Origin of the sequence: Spirosoma oryzae (genome assembly GCF_003002825.1) — a bacterium.
In the GTDB taxonomy this organism is placed as follows: Bacteria; Bacteroidota; Bacteroidia; order Cytophagales; family Spirosomataceae; genus Spirosoma; species Spirosoma oryzae.
Genome location: NZ_PVTE01000006.1, coordinates 181,935 through 203,835 on the forward strand (window position 1 = coordinate 181,935; position 21,901 = coordinate 203,835).

The following is a 21,901-nucleotide window of genomic DNA, read 5'->3' on the forward strand; positions in this document are numbered from 1 at the left end:
CGTGATTCTGAGCTTGTTGATGGTTAGTATCGGCCTGGCGTAAGCGCAGTAGCTGAGCCAATCGTACCGCATAGGCGTCGATACGTGGGATAAAAAACTGTGCCATTTGTGGCGGTAGCGAAGCTGAAGAAAACGCCCGTTATTGGCTTGCTGACTACGCGATTGAGCGAAGAATACGGTATGACTTACGTAGGCTACACCAGTTTAGACCCGGAAGGGGGTGACCGTTATGCGGAAGGGGGGCAATGGGGTAATGTGGTAATGTGGTACTGTGCTGATCAGTAGGGGGTTCGGCGTGAACGGGTAGAGAGGAAGTTACTGGCAGTTGGCAATCAGCACGTACATAATCTGCACGGAAGCCTGTTCGGACGGGTTCATGAAGAAAACCCAGAGGTAGGTAAGGGGGGAAAAGCCACCGAGCACATCCACTCGCGGCCCTGAGGCATCAAACGAAAAAAGACGATGGGTACTAGCTACCCAGGCGCTTGCTCAATAAGGGTTAGGTAGCAGGCTCGTTATAGCACGTGCACATCCTTTTGTCAGCAGGGCCGACCCTTTTTCGACTAGCGTAGACGCATAGGTTGGTTTAACGGCCTGCGCCTTTACATCTTTGGCCGACAGTTTGTTCGCCGATAGTTTCGCGTGCATCCGTTTGCGGGCGGCAAACACATTGTGCGGGTGCCCCATACTGAAAGCCTGTCCGGCCAGGCTCGTTGTCAGAAATCCGATAAGCAAAAGCCGTTTCATAGGTGTGTCGATTTAAGGACAGAACAAAGGTATAGGTTTTAATCAATACCTTGCAATACAAAGTACTAAAATTTTCTAATTTTTTCTACAAGTGTACAGAAGGGGGTTGACGGAACTCGGCTTATAGTTTACGGTAGATAGCACACGTTTGCCGCTACTAACCACCGTAAACTATAAACCGAATACTGCAAACTAATCAACTACGACCCGCTTCACGGCACCGTCTTCGTTCTGCGTGACGGTTACGAAGTAAGTTCCTTCGGCTTTGCGCCCCAGATTGATCTGACCGATAAACTCACCCGAGAAATCGCTGATGTCCTTCCGGGCTACTTCCTTGCCTTTGGTATTGGTAACCACAATGCTTACGTTCCCCTTAGCGGGTGCCGTGAAGCGGATGTTGAGCTGATCTTTATCGGGATTGTTTGGGTAAACATCCAGGCCCCGGACTGAAGAAGGCTTCGCTTCCATGTTCCGTGCCCAGGTCTCAAACGGTCGGGCTAGCTGCCGGTCCCAGTCCGACGGGAATTGCAGTTGCAGCCGATTTAACTGCCTGCCGATTGAGTCGGCTCCGCGCCGGAGGTCGTACTGCCAGGTCGAGCCGTTGCCGGGCGTTGACCGTCTGTCGCGCCACACATACACGTCGTTTCGTCGGCGCTGGGCTCCGGTGGTACTACGCTCACGTGTGGTCGTGCGATTGCCGGTGCCGTCGTCCACAATGACGGTAAGCTGTTGATCATCGCCGGATTTCCGACGGGCTGCCTTCAATGAATCAACCAGTTTGGTAACCAGCCGATCGCGCTCGGGGTCTTGCAGGCCATCGACGCGATACGTACGGTTGGTTTCGCGGATGTCGTTACCGTTGCGTTCGATGATCTGAACATGGATTTCATCGGTCGTCGTTGCCTGCTTTTTCGCTTTTTGCGCGTAAGCGTTACCGGTGAGGGTTGCCGCAGCCAGCAGCATCAGGCCGAACCAGCGGGCGGGGAGTTGTTGTTTTTTCATTAGTACTGCGTGTTTGGTAAGCGGTGCGTGAAGGCCCGAACCAGCTGGCTTATCGGGCTGTTAAAGTTTGTTAACAGGTCAGTTTGTGGCGGTTAAGCGGCTTACTTTTACCTGAGCCACCCCGTCTGTTTGCTATAGATGCCGTAAAACAGGGAAGGTTGCACCCGGAGTCAAAAAAATGTCAAGACAACGCATACGCTGGATCGTCGCGCTGATGGCCGTCGGACTGCTGGGCCTGATTGGTCTGCAATCGTACTGGATCAGCAGCGCACTCGTACTCCAGAAAAAACAGTTCGATTACAAAGTCACGGACGCTTTGCAGGAGGTCGTGCGTACGCTCGAACGGCAGGAAATCCTGTACCTGACCCGGCAGCGTGTACAGTCGCGCGAAAAGCAGGAGCGGCTGATGGCGATTTCGCGCCGAAAGGAATCGACGCAAACAGCGGAAACGGCAGTACAACCGGCTCGTCAGCCAGCGACCGATGCCACGTTGACGAAAAAGCAGACGGCTGATCGCCAGATAGAACGGCTGGCCGGTGGTCGGCATCGCACCGTACCTAACGCCGGCGGTATGGGCGGTATGGTAGTTCAATCCGATGTTCTGCACCCGATGGTGCAACCCCTGACACCCGAACAGGCGGCTGTCGTGGAGGCCTTTTTTCGGCAGCAGGACGAACTGATCGCTGTAGGAGACTGGCAAACGCAGATCGCCCAGCAGCAGCAGTTTAGCCAGTGGCTCGACGGTCAGATCCTGACGGAGATGGTGCATATCAACGAACAGGTGGCCGAAAAAAAACGGCACAAAGATTCCGTCAATCGATACAAACGGTTGGTAGCGCAACGCGAACGACAGCGGTCGGCAGAAAAGTCAGTTGCCGATACCACTCGTGCCGTCAGCCGGCCAGCCAGCATGAGCAGCAGCCAGGCTACCGAACAGACGCGCTGGATAAAGGACGTGTTGAACGGACTGATGTTATCGGATCGGCCTATCGAAGACCGGGTTAATCGGCTGGTACTCGATACGTTGCTGCGGCAGACCCTACAGGACCGGGGTATCAGCATTCCGTTTGCCTTCGGCGTACGAACGAAGACACGCCCCGCTTTCCTGTTTACGTCGGCCGGAATGGACACGCAGCATTTCAACGAGAGTGGCTACCGGGCGGTGCTGTTTCCAAACAATATGAACGAAACCGGCAATTACCTGTACGTTTACTTCCCCACGCAGCGGGCTTTCATTCTGAATCAGCTGGGCTTTACGTTGGGTGCGTCGGTGCTGCTGATTGCCGTAATTCTGGCTTGCTTTTACATCGCCATCAACACCATCGTGCAACAGAAAAAGCTGGCCGACATCAAGAACGACTTTATCAATAATATGACCCACGAGTTCAAAACGCCGATTTCGACGATCTCGCTGGCGGCCGAAATGGCGCAGGAGCAGGTGGGCCGGTCGGGGGGGGACGATGCGGCCGGATTGAACGAGCGGGTTGGGCGGTACATGGGCATCATTCGCGACGAAACCCGGCGGCTGGGGTCGCACGTCGAGAAGGTGTTGCAAATGGCCTTGCTCGACCGGGGCGAAATCAGATTGAAGCTATCGTCGGTCAACGTGCATGACGTGATCGAAAAGGTGCTCAACAACATCGGTATCCAGATCGAACAGCGTGGCGGAGAGGTCGACCTGTCGTTCGACGCCGATCAGGAAGTGATCGAAGCCGACGAGCTACACGTTACGAACATTCTGTATAATCTGCTCGACAACGCGCTGAAATATTCGCCCAACACGCCCGTCATCGGGATCAAAACGGCCAGTCTGCCCGAAGGCGTCAGCATCACCGTATCCGATCAGGGGCTGGGCATGACCAGGGAGCAGGTCAACCGGATTTTCGAGAAATTCTACCGCGTCCCGACGGGTAACCGCCACGACGTGAAAGGCTTCGGGCTAGGGTTGAGCTATGTCAAAAAAATGGTCGAGGAGCACCACGGCCAGATCCTGGTCGACAGCCAGCCCGGCAAAGGCAGCACCTTCGAAGTGATCTTACCATATAAAATTGCGAATGAGTGAATGAGCGATTGAGCGAATAGTTTACGGTGGCCCTATTCACTCAATCACTCAATCACTCAATCACTCATTAAGCTATGCCTACCATTCTCCTTGTTGAAGACGACCCCAACCTGGGCCAGCTGGTGCAGGAATTTTTGACGCTCAAAGGCTTTACGACCGATCGGGTGACCGACGGCAATCAGGGGCTACAGCACTTCATGGACGGCCAGTACGATCTGTGCATTTTCGACGTGATGATGCCCAAGAAAGACGGGTTCACGCTGGCGAAGGAAGTCCGAATGGCCAATCGCGATGTGCCCATTATTTTCCTGACCGCCAAATCGATGCAGGAAGATACGATTCAGGGGTTCCGCGCCGGTGCCGACGATTACATTACCAAGCCGTTCAGCATGGAGGAACTGCTGCTCCGCATTCAGGCTATTCTTCGGCGTTACCAGCGATCAGGCGATGCCATCGGCGACCCCTCGATTTATCAGATCGGTAGTTTATCGTTCGACTATCCCCGCCAGTTGCTGACTCACAATGGGGTGGCTCAGAAACTAACCAGCAAGGAATCGGAGTTACTAAAATTACTGGCGCAGAACCTCAATCAACCCGTTAGCCGTAGTTTTGCGCTGAAAATGGTCTGGGGCGACGATTCGTATTTCAACGCCCGGAGCATGGACGTGTACATTACCAAACTCCGCAAGTACCTCAAAGAGGACCCATCGGTTCAATTGGTCAACGTACACGGCGAAGGATTCAAACTTATCGTTTAGACGTGATTGAGTTGTTGAATGATTGAGTGATAGAATGAATAGTCCGTGCCTGGTGGCCGTCGGCGCAGTGAATTAGCTGGCGCAACTGACTTTTCAATTGCTGACTCATTCAATCACTCCATCACTCAATCAGTCAACTATGAACATCATCCGTCGTCCGCGCCGGAGCCGTCAGTCGGCGGTGTTGCGCGATATGGTGCAGGAGACACGCTTGTCGGTCACTGATTTTATTCTGCCCCTGTTCGTTACCGAAGGGCAAAACGTGCGCACCGAAGTTGCATCGATGCCGGGTATTTACCGTCACTCGCTCGACCTGATTCTCGATGAGGTACAGGAGTGCATGGATCTCGGCGTCAAAACGTTCGATCTGTTTCCCAATATCGCCGAAGCGAAAAAGGATAAATACGCGACCGAAAGTTATAACCCGGATGGGTTGTACCTGCGGACGATTCGGGCCATTAAAGATCGCTTCCCCGATTGCGTGGTCATGACCGATGCCGCGATGGACCCCTACAGTTCGGACGGGCACGATGGGGTGGTAGAAAATGGCAAAATCCTGAACGATCCCACGCTCGAAGTGCTGGGTCGAATGGCAGTCGCGCAGGCTCAGGCCGGTGCTGATATGATTGGTCCGTCGGATATGATGGACGGCCGTGTCGGCTACATTCGGTCGGCGCTCGATCAGGCTGGGTACGATCAGGTAGCGATCATGTCGTACTGTGCTAAGTACGCTAGTGCGTTCTACGGTCCGTTCCGCGATGCGCTGGATTCTGCTCCCAAGTTTGGCGATAAGAAAACGTATCAGATGAACCCTGCCAATAGCCGGGAAGCCCTTATCGAAGCCCAACTCGACATCGAAGAAGGAGCTGATTTTCTAATGGTTAAACCCGCCCTGGCGTATCTGGACATTATTAAACTCCTGCGCGACAACTTCGATTTGCCCGTGGCGGCCTACAACGTCAGCGGTGAATACGCCATGATTAAAGCCGCTGCCCAGAAAGGCTGGCTCGATGGGGAGCGGGCCATGCTGGAGTCGCTGATGGCGATCAAACGTGCCGGTGCCAGCGTTATCCTGACTTATTTCGCCAAAGAAGCTGCCCGTCTGCTATGAGTAAAACACTAATTCGTAATGCCCGGCTGGTCAACGAAGGAAAGACAGTCGAAACCGACCTGTTGATTGACGGCGGTTTTATCGCCCGGATTGGGCAAGGCTTGTCGGACGGTTCCGCGCAACAGGTTATCGACGCAAACGGTAGCTACCTGCTTCCCGGCGTCATCGACGATCAGGTGCATTTCCGCGAGCCCGGCCTGACCCACAAAGCAACCATTCATACGGAGTCGCGGGCGGCTGTTGCCGGGGGCGTTACGTCGTTCATGGAGATGCCGAATACGGTGCCCAACGCACTGACGCAGGCATTGCTCGCCGACAAGTACGCTATTGCAGCGCAGACCTCGCTGGCGAACTACTCGTTTTTCATGGGTGCGTCGAACGACAATCTGGACGAGGTGCTGCGGACCGACCCGAAAACGGTGTGCGGAATCAAGGTCTTCATGGGGTCGTCGACGGGCAATATGCTGGTCGATAATGAGCGCGTACTGGAAGGCTTGTTCCGGGAAAGTCCGATGCTGATTGCAACTCACTGCGAAGACGAGGCCACAGTCCGCGCCAACACGGAACGTTACAAGCAGGAGTACGGCGACCGGGGCACGGCTTCCCTCCACCCACTGATTCGGAACGAAGAAGCCTGCCTGAAATCGTCGTCGCTGGCGGTAAATCTGGCCCGGCAGCACAACGCCCGGCTGCACGTCCTGCACATTTCCACCGCCGATGAACTGGCGTTGTTCGACAACAGTATCCCCCTGCGCGACAAACGGATTACGGCGGAAGTCTGTGTACACCACCTCTGGTTCGACAGCCGCGATTACGAGACGCTCGGTAACCAGATCAAATGTAACCCGGCGATCAAAGCTCCGCATCACAAGGAAGCGCTGTTGGCGGCCCTGCTGGATGACCGGCTCGACATTATTGCCACCGACCACGCCCCGCACACCTGGGATGAGAAGCAACAACCCTATTGGTCGGCGCCGTCGGGTCTGCCGCTGGTGCAACACCCATTGCTGCTGATGCTCGATTTCGTTGCGCAGGGTAAGCTTGACATCGAAACGGTTGTCCGCAAGATGTGCCACGCCCCCGCCGACTGCTTTCAGATCGACGGACGCGGCTACGTTCGCGAAGGCTACTGGGCCGATCTGGTACTGGTCGACCCGAATAAGCCTACGATTGTATCGCCCGAAAACATACTGTACAAATGTGGCTGGTCGCCACTGATGGGGCATCGCTTCGCGTCAAGTGTGACCCATACCTTCGTGTCGGGAAATCTGGTTTACGCTAACGATCAGTTTGTTACGGATCAGGCTGGGCAGCGAATGGCGTTTGATCGGTAAAAAGTCGAAAAATTTTGCCCTGATTGCTTGCATAAGCTGTTTTTGTGTGCGTACATTTGCACTCCCAACACAGGGGAAACAGTGCTGCCGAAGTGGTGAAATTGGTAGACACGCACGTTTCAGGGGCGTGTGTCTTTACGGACATGCGAGTTCGAGTCTCGCCTTCGGCACCAAGTAAAGCCGTGATTGTAACAGCAGTCACGGCTTTTTCTTTTACTTCGATTCAGGCTATTTTTAGCCTTGTCAACGGTTCCTGATACAGCCTGTGTCTGACCGGTAGTCGGTAAGAAATGAGGGATGTGCTTGCCTCAGATTAGGTAGTCAGCGGCTCAGGTCGTTTTTTTGCGGGTAAAGCGGCCCAGTTTAGCCGTAACCGCCTATGCTACTCAAAGACCTCCTTTACAAAATTCCATTGCTGGCTACGGCTGGCAGCATGGATACTGACATCAGCAGCCTGACGATGGACTCGCGCCGGGTCGGGCCGGGTAGCCTGTTCATCGCCGTGCGTGGGACCGTTACAGATGGACACTCCTTCATAGATACCGCTATCGCGCAGGGAGCAACGGCAATTGTCTGCGAAGAAATGCCGGATATTGCTAATTCTGCCAATACCGTCACGTTTGTGCAGGTACAGGATTCGGCCCGGACGATGGGTTTGCTGGCGGCCACGTTCTATGGTCAGCCTTCGAAGCGGGTCAAACTGGTTGGCGTGACGGGGACCAATGGCAAGACATCGGTGGCAACGCTGCTGTTCCGGCTGTTCCGTGATCTGGGCTATCGCTGCGGACTACTGTCGACGGTTCAGAATCAGATCGATGAGCAGGTGATTCCAGCGACGCACACCACGCCCGATGTCATCACGATCAATCAGCTGTTGACGCAGATGCTGGAACACGGTTGCACGCACGTATTCATGGAAGTCAGCTCGCATGCCGTCGTGCAGGAACGGATCGCCGGGCTAACGTTTGCCGGGGGCATTTTTACCAACATCACTCACGATCACCTCGACTTTCACGGTACGTTCGATAACTACATTCGCGCGAAGAAAGGCTTCTTCGACCAATTGCCGGCGTCGGCATTTGCGCTGACAAACGTGGACGATAAGCGGGGGCTGGTAATGTTACAAAATACAGCCGCCCGGAAAGAATCGTACTCGCTGCAAACACTGGCGACATTCAAAGGAAAAGTGCTGGCCGATAGTTTGTTTGGCTTAAATATGCTGGTCGATGATCGGGAGGTCTGGTTTAAGTTGATCGGTCGGTTCAACGCATACAACCTGCTGAGTGTATACGGGGCTGCCGTGCTGCTGGGCGAAGACCCGGCTGACGTACTGACTCTTTTGTCGGGTGTAACGCCCCCACCGGGCCGGTTCGAACAGGTGGTGTCGGATAATCGCATCGTCGGTATTGTCGACTTTGCGCATACCCCCGATGCGTTACTGAACGTATTGGAAACAATTCAGGATATTCGCCATGCCGACGAACAGGACCGGCTACCGCAGATCATTACGGTAGTTGGCTGTGGCGGAAATCGCGATGCGGCCAAGCGTCCAATCATGGCCGAGATTGCCTGTCGCTTCAGCGATTGGGTAATCTTGACGTCCGACAATCCACGCTTTGAGGAGCCAACGGCTATCCTGGAGCAGATGCAGGCTGGCGTGTCGCCCGTCGACGCGAAAAAAACGACGACCATTGTCGACCGGCGCGAAGCCATCAACCGGGCCGTTTCGCTGGCAGGTCCGCACGACATTATATTGGTAGCGGGGAAGGGGCATGAAACGTACCAGGATGTGCAAGGCGTAAAAAGCGACTTCGACGACCGGGCTGTGCTACGCGATGCGTTTTTAAAGAGCGAGAGCGCGAAAGAGTGAAAGAGCGAATATTTTTGCAAACTCGCTGTCATTACTGAATTCCTCTTTCACTCCGGTCCGGCGCTCCGGTTCATTCTTTCGCTCTTTATCGATGCTCTATTATCTATTTCAATTTCTCGACGAACGCTACAATTTACCCGGCGCAGGCGTCTTTCAGTACATCTCGTTTCGGGCATTAGGAGCGGTTATCACGTCGCTGCTGATAGCTGCCATCTTCGGGCGGAAGATTATCGATACGCTACGTAATCTGCAAATCGGTGAATCGATTCGCGATCTGGGACTCGAAGGGCAGATGCAGAAGCGTGGTACGCCAACGATGGGCGGCTTCATCATTCTGGCATCGTTGCTGATCCCGGCGCTGTTGTTTGCCAAGCTCTCCAACGTCTATATCGTACTGGCGCTGGTCTCTACCATCTGGACGGGTCTGATTGGTTTTCTGGACGATTACATCAAAGTCTTCAAGAAGAATAAGGAAGGGCTCGAAGGCCGTTTCAAAGTCGTCGGACAAATTGGCCTGGGTATGATCGTTGGTCTGACATTGTATTTCAACGACTATGTCAAGATCCGTAAATACGCCCCCCGACTGCTGAGCACATCCAACGTTCCCGACGTGTACGTCGACATCAAGTCAACGCTGACGACAGTACCGTTTTTGAAGAATAACGAGTTCGACTACAGCTCTCTGTTGTTCGGCCTGCTCCCTGACAGCTACACCTGGATTGTGTACGTTGTCATCTGCATTTTTATCATCACGGCCGTCTCGAACGGAGCCAATATCACAGACGGTATCGACGGCCTCGCAGCGGGAACATCAACAATCATTGCGCTGACGGTCGGTGTACTGGCTTATCTGTCGGGGAACAAAGTATTTTCGCAGTATCTCAACATCATGTACATCCCCAATTCGGGTGAGCTGGTAATTTTCTGCGCGGCCTTCGTGGGGGCCTGTGTTGGCTTTCTCTGGTACAACTCGTATCCGGCACAGGTATTCATGGGCGATACGGGTAGCCTGATGCTGGGGGGCGTTATCGCCGTTTTGTTTCTGGCCATCCGGAAAGAGCTGTTGATCCCAATCGTCTGCGGTATTTTCCTGGTGGAGAATATCTCCGTGATCATGCAGGTCAGCTATTTCAAGTACACCAAAAAGAAGTACGGCGAAGGACGGCGTATTCTGCTGATGTCGCCCCTGCACCATCATTTTCAGAAAAAAGGCTACCACGAAGCCAAAATTGTTACGCGCTTCTGGATCGTCGGAATCATCCTGGCTGTACTGGCACTGGCTACGCTCAAGCTACGGTAGCCGCGATATTGTTTGCATCACCTTGTTTTTCAGCACACTATCGTCTATATTTGCACTCCCGTTTCCGAGCGGGAGTGCTTTTTTGCGTATAATTCGGTAGAAATCAATTAATTAGTCTCCATAACAGTGAATACGCTCAGTTACAAAACCATCTCTGCCAACAAAGAAACGGCGCAGAAAGAGTGGGTTGTGGTTGACGCACAGGGCGAAGTACTTGGCCGGCTCGCCAGCCAGGTTGCTAGTCTGATCCGCGGAAAACACAAGACCAACTTTACGCCCCACGTCGATTGCGGGGACAATGTAATCGTCATCAACGCCGATAAGGTTCGCCTGACGGGTGCCAAGATGACCGACAAAGTATACACGCGCCACACGGGATATCCCGGCGGTCAGCGGTTTACGTCGCCCCGGCTGCTCATGGAAAAGCATCCAGAGCGGATCATCGAGCATGCCGTGAAGGGTATGCTGCCTAAAAACCGGCTGGGTCGTCGGCTGTACACCAACCTGTACGTTTACGCCGGTGATCAACATCCTCACGAGGCTCAGCAACCGACAGCCGTTAAATTCTAAGATAGACGAATGGATCGCATTAACACTATCGGTCGTCGGAAAACGGCCATCAGCCGCATCTACATGTCGGCTGGCACCGGAGCCATCACGGTAAACGGAAAAGACTACAAACAGTATTTTCCGACGGAAGTACTGCAAATCATCCTGAATCAGCCCTTCGCAACCATCAATGGTGTTGACGGTTACGACGTGAAAGTAAACGTCCGCGGTGGCGGTGTTGCTGGTCAGGCTGAAGCGACCCGCATGGCTATTGCCCGTGCGCTGGTTGAAATGAACTCGGAATTCCGTCCGGCCCTCAAAAAAGAAGGCTTCCTGACACGGGATTCGCGCATGGTAGAACGGAAGAAGTACGGTCGTCGGAAAGCCCGTCGTCGGTTCCAGTTCTCGAAGCGTTAATTTTCTGGGTTTATTGTTCAACGTCCAATGTTTAAGGTTGAGAATAACATTAAACATGAGACTTTAAACACTAAACCAATCAAGTCCAGGCTGCCCTTAGATGATGCCGACGGGCTGCGCTGCGTACTTTTTTACCACATTCTTTTGTTATCAAGACAATGGCACAAATCGAATATAAAGAACTCCTCGACGCTGGTGTGCACTTTGGCCACCTGACGCGTAAGTGGGACCCCCGGATGGCTCCGTACATCTTCATGGAGAAGAACGGCATCCACATCATCGACCTCAACAAAACGCAGGCTGCCCTTGAGGAAGCGTCGAATGCCCTGAAAGGTATCGTACGTTCGGGCCGTAAAGTGTTGTTTGTGGCGACTAAGAAGCAGGCGCAGGAGATCGTTTCGGAAGAAGCGCGTCGTCTGAAAATGCCGTACGTTACGGACCGCTGGCAGGGCGGGATGCTGACGAACTTCGCCACGATCCGCAAGTCGCTGAAGAAAATGCAGACGCTGGAAAAAATGCTGAAAGACGAGGAGACCGTCAAGAGCATTGCCAAGCGCGAGCGTTTGACCAAGAGCCGCGATAAAGAAAAGCTGGAGCGCGTACTGGGCGGTATTGCCGACCTGACCCGCCTGCCGGCTGCCCTGTTCGTTGTTGACGTAAAGCGCGAGCACATTGCCGTTGCTGAAGCACACCGTCTGGGTATCCCCGTCTTCGCGATGTGTGATACGAACTCGAACCCGGAAGAGGTTGATTTCGCTATCCCCGCAAACGACGACGCGTACAAATCAATCTCGTTGATCACGCTTGCTATCGGTAAGGCCATCGAAGAAGGGCTGACCGAGCGGAAGCAGGACAAAGACGATCAGCGCGTTCAGGAAGAAGAAGAAGCCAAGCGTCAGAGCGATATGGCCCAGGCCAAATCGGAAGGTGAAGATCAGCCTGTAGCTGTTTCATCGCCCGCTGCTGTTGCTGAAGGCGAACAGGAAGCATAATAGACGTTGTAAAGTTATAGAGTTGACTAGTTGTAAAGTTGCTTGACGCAGAATGGTACCGGCGACGCCAACTTTATAAGCCTGAAACTCTGAAACTTTACAACTTCAGAATAGCCCGTAGCGACTGCTATGGGCTATTCCGTTTAAGTAGATAACTTGCTGATTACCAAACATTTTTTGGCAATTTAAATTTAAAACAACCTATTCTCATGGCAATTACCGCTGCTGACGTAAACAAACTTCGGCAAGAGACCGGAGCCGGTATGATGGACTGCAAAAAAGCCCTCACCGAAGCCGACGGCGATTTTGACAAAGCAAAAGAAGTTCTGCGGAAGCAGGGCCAGAAAATAGCCGACAAACGGGCTGATAATGCAACCGCTGAAGGTATCGTGCTGGCTCATGTCAGCGAAGATGGCAAAAGTGGTAAAGTGATTGCCCTGGCTTGCGAAACGGAACCCGTTTCGAAAGTGGCCGATTTCCAGAATCTGGCCATGGCCGTAATGAGCACAGCAGTGGCTACCGGCGCAACGGATAAAGCAACGTTGCTAGCGTCGACACAAGCTGATGGCCGTAGCCTACAGGATCACATCACTGATCTGATGGGTAAAATCGGGGAGAAAATCGATGTTGCCTCGTTCGAAACCGTATCGGCTGATCAGGTTGTATCGTACATTCACTCGAACGGTAAACTGGGCGTACTGGTAGGCCTGGTGAATACGAACGGAACCGACGTTACGGAAGTAGGTAAAGACGTAGCGATGCAGATTGCTGCCATGAAACCTGTTGCCCTTGACAAAGACGGTGTCGACGCTACGATTGTTGAGCGTGAAATCGAAATCGGTAAAGAACAGGCTCGTCAGGAAGGCAAGCCCGAAGCAATGCTGGAAAAAATTGCTATGGGTAAACTGAATAAGTTCTACAAAGAGAATACGCTGCTGAATCAGGAGTTCGTAAAAGATGGCTCGTTGACGATCGCGCAGTTGCTCGACAAAACGAGCAAGGGCCTGACGGTGTCAGCATTCAAGCGCGTAGCTATCGGCTAGGTAGCTAATACAGCTAAAAAAGCAGGGACCTCGCTAAAAACGAGGTCCCTGCTTTTTTTTAAATCCAAAAAACAACTATAGACGTATATACGATCGCTTTGATCTATTGAGCTAATCATAAATGAGTTAATATACATCCAACTAGTTGTAGCAGCTGAGAAGTTGTACTATAAAAGAAGCCTGATAAGCAGGTTTCGACAAAAAAGAGTCTGGCTCTGCGGTCAGACTCTTTTTTGTGGCATACCGTCTGCAACGATTCTCCGGCGATAAGCAATAACGCCAGTACCCATAAATTCACACGGGTAAGCGTTACTTTACCCGTTTTCGTTGTCCCAACAACCGATGAAGGAGTTTTCAGATGAAAAGCTGGTTCGTTTATTCATAGAAACACAGCAGAACGTTTACTTCGAACGACTTTATGGGCGGTACTGTGACAAAGTTTATCGCAAATGCCTCTCATTCACAAAAGATGCCCCCAAGGCTGAGGATCTTACGCATGATATTTTCCTGAAGCTGGTCGTAAAACTGGGGAGCTTCAAAGAGCAGGCCAAGTTTTCGACCTGGCTCTATTCGATTACATATAATCATTGCACAGACCACGTTCGATCAGCGAGTCATCGAAATGAAGTGTATCGAGATGAAGGTTGGGAGCGGATCGAAGCGGCTGATGATAATCTCGCTGAGCTTGCGGAGATGGAAGCCCAGCGCCTGAAAATAGCGCTGGAGCACATGCCGCCCGACGAACGCAGTATGCTCCTGCTAAAGTACCAGGACGACGTTAGTATCCGGGAAATTGCCAACATGAATGGCCTGACAGAAAGCGCCGTCAAAATGCGCCTGAAACGATCCCGGGACAGGCTCCGCAAGTATTATCTGGAAAATACCATACTGTGTCTCTTGCTGGCTATCGGTGTGATTATGGCGGCACGCTGGCTCTATTAACAACTATATGGACGAAAAGAACAACCCATTTCATGCGTTAGAGTCGGACGCTGATTGTCCACCTGATTTAAGGGACGATCTCATCGCCGAAATCGATTTGATGCGTAACGTGCTCATGGCCGCCGATACGTGTATACATAACATTGTTGGTGTGGTGACAACCTTTATGAGTGGGTTGTCATCAACCGATCAGAAGTAACCGTACTTTATCTAGCTCCTAATTTGTTAATCCATGAATTCCATACCAAATCTTCAGGAAATCTTAGTCAACATTGTTACCGACCTAATCGGTCAGCTGGTCAGTTTCGTGCCCCGGTTGGTCAGTGCTGTCATCATTCTACTCATAGGCGTCCTGGTCGCCAAGCTGGTCAAAAAGATTGTACAGACTGTACTGGCAAAGGTTGGCCTTGATCGAATTGGTGAGAAGCTGAACGAAATCGATCTAGTAAAAAGTCTGAACAGACCCGTCAAAATCAGTGCTGTCATTGCCCAAGTACTATTCTTCTTCATTGTTCTGATCTTCGCGACGGCGGCCACCGAGCTAGTGCGTATAGCTGCACTGACAGATCTGATCGTCGGGGTAACCCGGTTGATTCCCAAGTTGATTGTCGCCGGCATCATAATCGTTGTTGGCCTGCTGATCGCTGACTCACTGAAAAAGCTGGTTATCAGTTTGTGTCAGTCGTTCAACATAAAAGGGGGGCGTATGCTGGGATCACTTGTTTTCTTCTTTCTGTTCGTGATTACGCTGATCAACGCGCTCGGGCAGACAGGTCTTAACACCCAACTGCTGGAGTCCAGCTTTATGCTTCTCGTAGGTGGTACTATCTTCGCCTTCGCCATTGGCTACGGTATTGCATCCCGCGACGTACTAGCGAACATACTGTCGTCATTCTACTCGAAAAATAGGTACCGGACCGGGCAGGTAATTCAGGTCGATGGGGTGAAAGGAGTGATTATGCAACTGGATACGACGTCACTTACACTGCGTACTGAGGATACAATCACCGTATTGCCACTACAAACGCTGCAAACCCAAACTGTAATTATCTATGAACCGGCAGCAGAAGCGGTCTAGCTGCGAAACATATATGACGAATCAATACGCAGTTATTGTGGCCTTCTGCTGGCTGTGGGCAAGCGTTGCCTTCGGGCAAAAGAAAGCAGAGCCCGTTACTACGAAGCTGGTCGACACGCTGGTCGTTGGTAGTGATACAGTGCTAATCCGGGAAACGGTAATCGTCAAGCGGGATACGGTGCGGCTAACCCAGGGCGTACCGCAGGACACCAGTTACTGGCAGCGGTCGTTTAATGGCAACATTACCCTCAATCAGGCCACCTTCAGCAACTGGATAGGTGGCGGGGTAAATTCTGTCTCGATTGGAGGGATCATCAACACCCGCGCCTTGTATCAGCGAGACCGGTGGTCGTGGGATAGTAACGCAGATTTGCAGTTAGGTTTTGTTCGACAGGCCGGCCTGTTTCAGAAAGCGTCTGATCAGATACTGCTCAATTCCGTGGCGGGTTTTCATATTGCACCTAAAGTCGACCTGTTCGGTTCCGGGACGTTCACGACTTACTTTGCACCGGGGTACGAGTACAAACGAATCGGTAGTGGCCAATCGCCAGTTAAGACCGCTAGTTTTTTGTCGCCAGCCCAGTTGACCACTGCTTTCGGGCTGGCGTATAAGCCGAGTGATCGGTTTGCCATTCGATTTAGTCCACTGGCCACACGATTTACGTTTCTCGCCAATCAGTCGGTTCGCTACCGGGGGGATGCCGACAGCATTTTTGTGCAGGACCCAACGGCTACTGTATATGGAGTAACGCCGGGGAGAAGTATACGACGCGAGTGGGCTGCGATGCAGCTACAGATGGTATTTAGCACGGCTGTCAGCCGTGTCTTCACGTTCAGTGCGAAGTATCTGCTCTTCGCAAACTACGGATCACTTGCCAGTGCCGACCACCGTATCGACATACTGGTTGCGGCCAACGTGACCAAATACCTGGGTGTAACGGTCAACGTAACGGCATTGTATAATCGCGATTACTCACCCTTCTGGCAGTTACAGCAGACAGCTGGTATCGGGCTGACGTATACCAAGAGTACCTTTAAAAAAGGTAAGAAGGACAAGTAGCAGGCCGGGTATGCAGAAAGTGCTGACTATGTGGTAATTTACACCGGTCACCTTCTAGGACAGAGTACGTTTCACCACTAACCATCTGATAACACATGCTGAACGAATTCAAAACATTCATCGCGCAGGGTAACGTTCTCGACCTTGCTGTTGGTATTATCATTGGTGCCGCTTTCGGTAAAATCACAACTTCACTGGTTGAGGATATTGTCAACCCCATACTCGGTTTAGTCATTGGCGGAATCGATTTTAGCCAGCTGAAGATCGTGTTGAAAGAAGCGGTTGGCACTACTCCGGAAGTCGCCATTCGCTACGGAAACTTCCTCAACGTGGTCATTCAATTCCTGACTATAGCGTTCGTTGTCTTTCTACTCGTGAAGGCGGCTAACCGGGCGCGGTTATCGAGTTCGATGTCCCAAAAAGCCTAGATTGAGCCAAAAGAAACAAAAGCCCCCCGTTGTAACGGGGGGCTTTTGTTTCTTTTGCGTTATTTTGTGTCAAGACTGCCGGTTCGTATGGGTACAAAAAAGATAGTAGTGTTGGGTGGGGGCGAAAGTGGCGTCGGTGCTGCATTGCTGGCTCAAGCCAAAGGATTCGACGTTTTTCTGTCAGATAAAGGTAAACTAGGCGATTCGTACCGGGCTACGCTACAGCAGGCGGGTATCCCGTTTGAGGAAGGGCAGCATACCGACAGCCAGATTCTGACTGCCATCGAAGTCATCAAAAGCCCCGGTATTCCGGCTACCGTTCCACTGGTAAAAGCACTACGGGAGCAGGGTACGCCCGTCATTTCAGAGATTGAATTTGCCGCCCGCTACACCAACGCCCGGCTGATTGGTATCACAGGTAGCAATGGGAAAACCACCACGTCGTTACTGACCTATCACCTCCTGAAAACGGCAGGCTTCAATGTCGGTCTGGCCGGCAACATCGGTGATAGCTTTGCCGAGCAGGTGCTCAATCAGTCCTATGATTACTACGTGTTGGAGTTGAGTAGCTTTCAGCTCGACGATATGTACGACACTCATCTCGACGTGCGGGTACTGCTCAACATCACGCCCGATCACCTCGATCGGTACAACTACGATTTTCAACAGTACGTCGATTCGAAATTCCGGATTCTGCAAAACGCCCGACCCAGTGATACCTTCATTTATTTTGACGGTAGTCAACCCGTAACGGACCAACTGGCAAAGCAGGCATATGCAATTCAGAAACGCCCCATTCGACTCGACAGTGCTCTGACGGGAGAAGGCGGTTACGCGCTGAACGGTCAGTTGACAGCGCAGACAGGAACGCAGACGTTTACGATAGCGCAGGCCGACACACCCCTGCGCGGACCGCACAACGCGATCAACATGCTGGCCGCCGTGTTGGTGGCGCAGGCTGTCGGGGCTACCGATGATGCTATCACCGACGGATTGCGCACGTTCGAAAATGCCGCGCACCGGCTCGAACCTGTGGGGACGATCAATGGCGTACAGTTCATCAACGACTCGAAAGCTACTAATGTCGATTCCGTATTCTACGCGCTGTCGAGCATGGATACACCGACGGTCTGGATTGCGGGTGGGCAGGACAAAGGCAATGACTACGGCCAGCTTGATGAATTGGTCGATAAACATGTAAAGGCGCTGATCTGCCTGGGTGTCGACAACAAAAAACTGGTCGATCATTTCGGCGGGCGCGTACCGGTGATTTACGAAACGCAGCAGATCACGGACGCTGTTGCAAAAGGATTATCATTGGCTGGCCCCGGCGAGACTGTACTGCTGTCGCCCGCCTGCGCCAGCTTCGACTTGTTCCGCAACTACATCGACCGGGGCGATCAGTTCCGCACGGCCGTTGCGCAGCTCGCTGACTCTGTAATCATTCCCTGACTCAATCGTTATCCAGTATAGCATATGTTTCCGATTACGAACCTGTTCCGCACGTACCTGAAAGGCGACCGGCAAATCTGGTGGATCGTCTTTTACCTGTCGGTGATGAGCATCCTGGTCGTTTACAGCGCGACTAGCACGCGGGCGTTTCGCGAAGCAAACGGCGACACGGAATCGTTTCTGTTTCAGCACGGTATCCTGCTGATGCTTGGGCTCGGCTGCATGTACTGGGCGCACAAAGCCAACTACCTGGTATACGCTCAACTGTCGCGCTACGGGCTATGGCTGTCGGTGGTGTTGCTGCTTTGGGCGTTCTTCAAAGGAACCAGTGTCAATGACGCATCACGTTGGGTAACCATACCCATCATTAACCGGACGGTACAACCATCCGACTTAGCGAAGCTAGCCCTTATTTCAAACCTGGCTGCGATGCTGGCGAAACGGCAGAAGTACGTGGACGACCCCAGCGTATTGGTCAACATGATTCTGTGGATCGGCGCGATCTGCTTCCTCGTTATCCTGACCAGTACGTCTACTGCACTGATGCTGGGCGCGACCTGCTTCCTGCTCATGTACATTGGCCGGGTTCCGGTTAAATACCTCGTAATCATGGTCTGCGTCTGCGTCTTTTTTGGCGGCATCGGGCTGTTCTTCGGGCAGCGGTTCGGAACGGCCAGTAATCGGATCAAGAATTTTACCAGTTCGGAAACAGTCGGGTTTCAGGTCAAACAGTCGTACATCGCGCTGGCCAATGGCGGCCTGATGGGGAAAGGCCCCGGTAACAGTCACCAGCGGAATATCCTGCCGTTTCCGTTTTCCGATTTCATTTTTGCCATCATCGTGGAAGAATACGGCCTATTGTTCGGCGGTATTCCCGTGGTGCTGGCGTATTTATGGTTTCTCTGGCGAGGTATAAAGACCATCGACCAGACAACCCGGCCGTTTGGAGGGCTGCTGGCAGCCGGGCTTACGTTCAGTCTCGTAATTCAGGCACTAGCCAGTATCTGCGTTGCCATCGGACTGGCCCCGGTAACCGGACAACCACTACCACTGCTAAGTATGGGAGGGACGTCGCTGGTATTCACCGGACTGGCCTTTGGTATTGTGCTAAGCGTCAGCCGGGAGCAGGTCGACGAACGGTTGATCGCGGAAAAAAAATAAAGAACCGGTACGGTCTGTCTGTAACCCAGTGGGTGTATGAACGTCATTATTAGTGGAGGTGGAACGGGTGGCCACATCTATCCGGCTATTGCCATCGCCAATGAATTAAAAACAATCGATCCAACAACCCGGCTATTATTTGTTGGGGCGGAAGGAAAGATGGAAATGGAGAAAGTACCTCGTGCGGGCTACGAGATTATCGGCTTGCCGGTGGTCGGTATTCGACGTGAACTGACGCTGGCAAACCTGCTCTTCCCAATTAAGCTGGGCCGGAGTCTGTTGCGAGCGCAGGAAATCGTACGTGACTTCCGACCCGACGTTGCCGTTGGCGTAGGTGGTTATGCCAGCGGACCGTTGTTGCTGGCGGCTTCGCTGAAAGGTGTGCCGACCCTGATTCAGGAACAGAATTCGTACGCCGGACTAACTAACAAAGTGCTGGCGCGCTGGGCAAAACGTATCTGCGTCGCTTATCCGGGCATGGACGCGTTTTTTCCGGTCGATAAAATTCGGCTGACGGGAAACCCGGTTCGCAGCGATATTCAGCTGGCGGACGCGCAGGTTGAGGCCGGCCGGCAATTTTTCGGTCTGGATACCAACCGTCCGACACTGTTGGTGATTGGCGGCAGTCAGGGCGCGCGAACCATTAACGAAAGTATGGAAGCGGGGCTCAGTCGGTTTGTCGATGCAGGTGTGCAGGTTGTCTGGCAGACCGGTGCGGGCTTTATTGAGCGCGCCCGGCAGGCCATCACAGCACTTGGTTCACCGTTGGTACGTGCTTACGACTTCATCTACGAAATGGACAAAGCGTACGCCGTTGCCGATGCCGTTGTGTCGCGGGCGGGCGCATTGTCTGTGTCGGAACTGGCGCTGGTAGGCCGGCCGGCTATACTGGTACCATTTCCGCAGGCATCAGAAGATCATCAGACTAAGAATGCCATGAGTCTGGTTGACCGGAATGCCGCGCTGCTGGTTCGCGATCAGGATGCCCGGCAACAACTTATCGGCGCTGCGCTGGCGCTGCTGGCGAACCAACGTCAGCGGGAACAGTTGAGTGTCGAACTGAAAAAATTAGGAAAACCCACGGCCGCCCGCGACATCGCGGAGGAAGTACGCAAACTGGTGCAATGACTTTAGATCGCTTTCAGTACGTTTATTTTTTGGGAATCGGCGGTATCGGAATGAGTGCGCTGGCCCGCTGGTTTGTTATCAACGGCTACGAGGTCGCTGGTTACGACCGTACGTCGACGGCCCTGACCGACGCTTTACAGGCCGAGGGCATGGCCATTCACTTCGAGGAGGCTGTCGAGCAGATTCCGGCCACGTTCCGGCAACAGCCTGACAAGACGCTCATCATTTATACCCCCGCCGTTCCGAAAACGCACAAAGAGTACGTTTACTTGACCGAAAACGGCTTTACGCTGCAAAAACGGTCACAGGTGCTGGGGCTGATCGCCGGTCAGATGAATACGGTCGGCGTGGCAGGTACGCATGGGAAAACGACGACCTCGTCGATGGTGGCGCACATCCTGCGCGACGCGGGTGTCAACTGTGCTGCGTTTCTGGGAGGGATAACGAATAACTACGGTACCAACTTTCTGCTCAACGAACCCGCCGACGACTTGCGTTCGGTGGTGTGTGTGGTCGAAGCGGATGAGTTCGATCGTTCGTTCCTGACGCTACATCCCCATCTGGCCATTGTCACTTCGACGGATGCCGATCACCTCGACATCTACGGGGCTCATGAGGCCGTACTTGACTCGTTTAGTGCCTACGTTAGTCAGATCGAACCACTTCAGGTAGGGAGTAGCCCCGCGCAGCCGGGGGTTCTGTTTATGAAAAAAGGCTTGTCGCTGGCTGACAAAACACAGGCTGACGTACAAACATATTCCCTGAACGAAGGCGATTACCACGCGGAGAAGCTGCGCATCGAAAACGCGACGTTCAGCTTCGATCTGGTTTATCCCGGCGGTACGATTCCTGATATCGCCCTCCTGATTCCCGGCTTTCATAATGTAGAAAATGCCATTGCAGCCGCAGCTGTTGCGCTGGAGTTGGGCGTTTCGCCAGCCGCCGTTCGGAATGCCCTGGGCAGTTACCGGGGAGTTAAGCGTCGGTTCGAGTATATTCTGAAAACCGACAAAGCCATTCTGATCGATGATTACGCGCATCATCCGGCCGAAGTAGAAGCGTTTTTACAGTCGGTTAAAGCGCTTTATCCTGACCGTACACTGACGGCTATTTTCCAGCCGCATCTGTTCAGCCGCACCCGCGATTTTGCCGAAGGTTTTGCCAATAGCCTGTCGCTGGCTGACGAGGTATTGTTGCTGGATATTTACCCGGCTCGCGAGTCGCCCATCGAAGGCGTAACATCGGAACTTATTTTTCGCGACATTCGGGCGAAAAATAAACGGCAGTGTACAAAAGATGAAATATTGGCCATTATTTCATCAGAAAAGCCGGAATTACTGGTTACGGTCGGCGCTGGTGATATCGATCAGTTGTTAACTGAATTAAAAAACCGTTTAACGGACCAATAAATAAAAAAAGCAGTTTGTTGACCTAGCAGTAAGGAGATGTTTTCTACCTTTAAATCAA

22 protein-coding genes and 1 tRNA gene are annotated in these 21,901 nt (G+C 52.7%); 21 read left to right on the forward strand and 2 right to left on the reverse strand.

The window, feature by feature from the left end; all coding sequences use genetic code 11:
* Nucleotides 1–108 precede the first annotated feature (108 nt).
* Entirely contained in the window at nucleotides 109–285 is a 177-nt protein-coding gene (locus CLV58_RS28310) for a hypothetical protein (protein ID WP_211300833.1), read from the forward strand.
* A 204-nt stretch (nucleotides 286–489) separates the two neighbouring features.
* Here CLV58_RS28310 and CLV58_RS08855 read toward each other — a convergent pair whose 3' ends face one another.
* On the reverse strand, nucleotides 490–747 hold the full coding sequence (locus CLV58_RS08855; protein WP_106137433.1) for a hypothetical protein: 258 nt from the start codon (nucleotides 745–747) through the stop codon (nucleotides 490–492).
* A gap of 192 nt (nucleotides 748–939) precedes the next feature.
* Nucleotides 940–1,749: a T9SS type A sorting domain-containing protein gene (locus tag CLV58_RS08860; protein ID WP_106137434.1), complete on the reverse strand. Its 810-nt coding sequence runs from the start codon at nucleotides 1,747–1,749 to the stop codon at nucleotides 940–942.
* Nucleotides 1,750–1,927: 178 nt separating this feature from the next.
* Here CLV58_RS08860 and CLV58_RS08865 point away from each other — a divergent pair, with 178 nt between their 5' ends.
* From CLV58_RS08865 to murC, 20 genes are all read left to right on the forward strand, one after another.
* A complete protein-coding gene (locus CLV58_RS08865) occupies nucleotides 1,928–3,811 on the forward strand; it encodes a sensor histidine kinase (protein WP_106137435.1) in 1,884 nt (627 codons plus the stop codon).
* Nucleotides 3,812–3,885: 74 nt separating this feature from the next.
* The gene (locus CLV58_RS08870) at nucleotides 3,886–4,569 is read left to right on the forward strand and encodes a response regulator transcription factor (RefSeq protein WP_106137436.1); all 684 of its coding nucleotides are present in this window, start codon (nucleotides 3,886–3,888) and stop codon (nucleotides 4,567–4,569) included.
* A gap of 139 nt (nucleotides 4,570–4,708) precedes the next feature.
* Nucleotides 4,709–5,680 (forward strand): porphobilinogen synthase, encoded by a 972-nt coding sequence (hemB, locus tag CLV58_RS08875; RefSeq protein WP_106137437.1) that lies wholly within the window; start codon nucleotides 4,709–4,711, stop codon nucleotides 5,678–5,680.
* Nucleotides 5,677–7,014, forward strand: coding sequence for a dihydroorotase (locus CLV58_RS08880; RefSeq protein ID WP_106137438.1), 1,338 nt, complete (start codon nucleotides 5,677–5,679; stop codon nucleotides 7,012–7,014). Before hemB ends, CLV58_RS08880 begins: the two co-directional genes overlap by 4 nt.
* Before the next feature lie 86 nt (nucleotides 7,015–7,100).
* Nucleotides 7,101–7,187: transfer RNA gene (locus CLV58_RS08885), tRNA-Leu, on the forward strand.
* A 206-nt stretch (nucleotides 7,188–7,393) separates the two neighbouring features.
* On the forward strand, nucleotides 7,394–8,884 hold the full coding sequence (locus CLV58_RS08890; RefSeq protein WP_106137439.1) for a UDP-N-acetylmuramoyl-L-alanyl-D-glutamate--2,6-diaminopimelate ligase: 1,491 nt from the start codon (nucleotides 7,394–7,396) through the stop codon (nucleotides 8,882–8,884).
* Between the two features lie 91 nt (nucleotides 8,885–8,975).
* Entirely contained in the window at nucleotides 8,976–10,184 is a 1,209-nt protein-coding gene (mraY, locus tag CLV58_RS08895; RefSeq protein ID WP_106137440.1) for a phospho-N-acetylmuramoyl-pentapeptide-transferase, read from the forward strand.
* A gap of 126 nt (nucleotides 10,185–10,310) precedes the next feature.
* Nucleotides 10,311–10,754 carry a 50S ribosomal protein L13 gene (gene rplM / locus CLV58_RS08900; protein ID WP_106137441.1) on the forward strand — a complete coding sequence of 148 codons (444 nt, stop codon included), beginning with the start codon at nucleotides 10,311–10,313 and terminating at the stop codon, nucleotides 10,752–10,754.
* 9 nt (nucleotides 10,755–10,763) lie between these two features.
* On the forward strand, nucleotides 10,764–11,150 hold the full coding sequence (gene rpsI / locus CLV58_RS08905; RefSeq protein ID WP_106137442.1) for a 30S ribosomal protein S9: 387 nt from the start codon (nucleotides 10,764–10,766) through the stop codon (nucleotides 11,148–11,150).
* 158 nt (nucleotides 11,151–11,308) lie between these two features.
* Nucleotides 11,309–12,142, forward strand: a complete 834-nt coding sequence (rpsB, locus tag CLV58_RS08910; protein WP_106137443.1) for a 30S ribosomal protein S2 — start codon at nucleotides 11,309–11,311, stop codon at nucleotides 12,140–12,142.
* Nucleotides 12,143–12,351: 209 nt separating this feature from the next.
* The gene (tsf, locus tag CLV58_RS08915) at nucleotides 12,352–13,185 is read left to right on the forward strand and encodes a translation elongation factor Ts (protein WP_106137444.1); all 834 of its coding nucleotides are present in this window, start codon (nucleotides 12,352–12,354) and stop codon (nucleotides 13,183–13,185) included.
* Between the two features lie 342 nt (nucleotides 13,186–13,527).
* Nucleotides 13,528–14,127 (forward strand): RNA polymerase sigma factor, encoded by a 600-nt coding sequence (locus tag CLV58_RS08920; protein WP_106137445.1) that lies wholly within the window; start codon nucleotides 13,528–13,530, stop codon nucleotides 14,125–14,127.
* Nucleotides 14,128–14,134: 7 nt separating this feature from the next.
* Nucleotides 14,135–14,326 carry a hypothetical protein gene (locus CLV58_RS08925; protein ID WP_106137446.1) on the forward strand — a complete coding sequence of 64 codons (192 nt, stop codon included), beginning with the start codon at nucleotides 14,135–14,137 and terminating at the stop codon, nucleotides 14,324–14,326.
* Nucleotides 14,327–14,359: 33 nt separating this feature from the next.
* Nucleotides 14,360–15,205, forward strand: coding sequence for a mechanosensitive ion channel family protein (locus CLV58_RS08930; RefSeq protein ID WP_106137447.1), 846 nt, complete (start codon nucleotides 14,360–14,362; stop codon nucleotides 15,203–15,205).
* 13 nt (nucleotides 15,206–15,218) lie between these two features.
* Nucleotides 15,219–16,265, forward strand: coding sequence for a DUF3078 domain-containing protein (locus CLV58_RS08935; protein WP_106137543.1), 1,047 nt, complete (start codon nucleotides 15,219–15,221; stop codon nucleotides 16,263–16,265).
* Nucleotides 16,266–16,360: 95 nt separating this feature from the next.
* Complete coding sequence (mscL, locus tag CLV58_RS08940) at nucleotides 16,361–16,693, forward strand: large conductance mechanosensitive channel protein MscL (protein WP_106137448.1); 333 nt, start codon at nucleotides 16,361–16,363, stop codon at nucleotides 16,691–16,693.
* An 87-nt stretch (nucleotides 16,694–16,780) separates the two neighbouring features.
* Nucleotides 16,781–18,145, forward strand: a complete 1,365-nt coding sequence (gene murD / locus CLV58_RS08945) for a UDP-N-acetylmuramoyl-L-alanine--D-glutamate ligase (RefSeq protein ID WP_106137449.1) — start codon at nucleotides 16,781–16,783, stop codon at nucleotides 18,143–18,145.
* 24 nt (nucleotides 18,146–18,169) lie between these two features.
* Entirely contained in the window at nucleotides 18,170–19,306 is a 1,137-nt protein-coding gene (locus tag CLV58_RS08950) for an FtsW/RodA/SpoVE family cell cycle protein (RefSeq protein WP_106137450.1), read from the forward strand.
* A 36-nt stretch (nucleotides 19,307–19,342) separates the two neighbouring features.
* Nucleotides 19,343–20,434 (forward strand): undecaprenyldiphospho-muramoylpentapeptide beta-N-acetylglucosaminyltransferase, encoded by a 1,092-nt coding sequence (murG, locus tag CLV58_RS08955; RefSeq protein WP_106137451.1) that lies wholly within the window; start codon nucleotides 19,343–19,345, stop codon nucleotides 20,432–20,434.
* Nucleotides 20,431–21,843: a UDP-N-acetylmuramate--L-alanine ligase gene (gene murC, locus CLV58_RS08960; RefSeq protein ID WP_106137452.1), complete on the forward strand. Its 1,413-nt coding sequence runs from the start codon at nucleotides 20,431–20,433 to the stop codon at nucleotides 21,841–21,843. The genes murG and murC overlap by 4 nt, the downstream gene beginning before the upstream one ends.
* The last annotated feature ends 58 nt before the right edge of the window (nucleotides 21,844–21,901 follow it).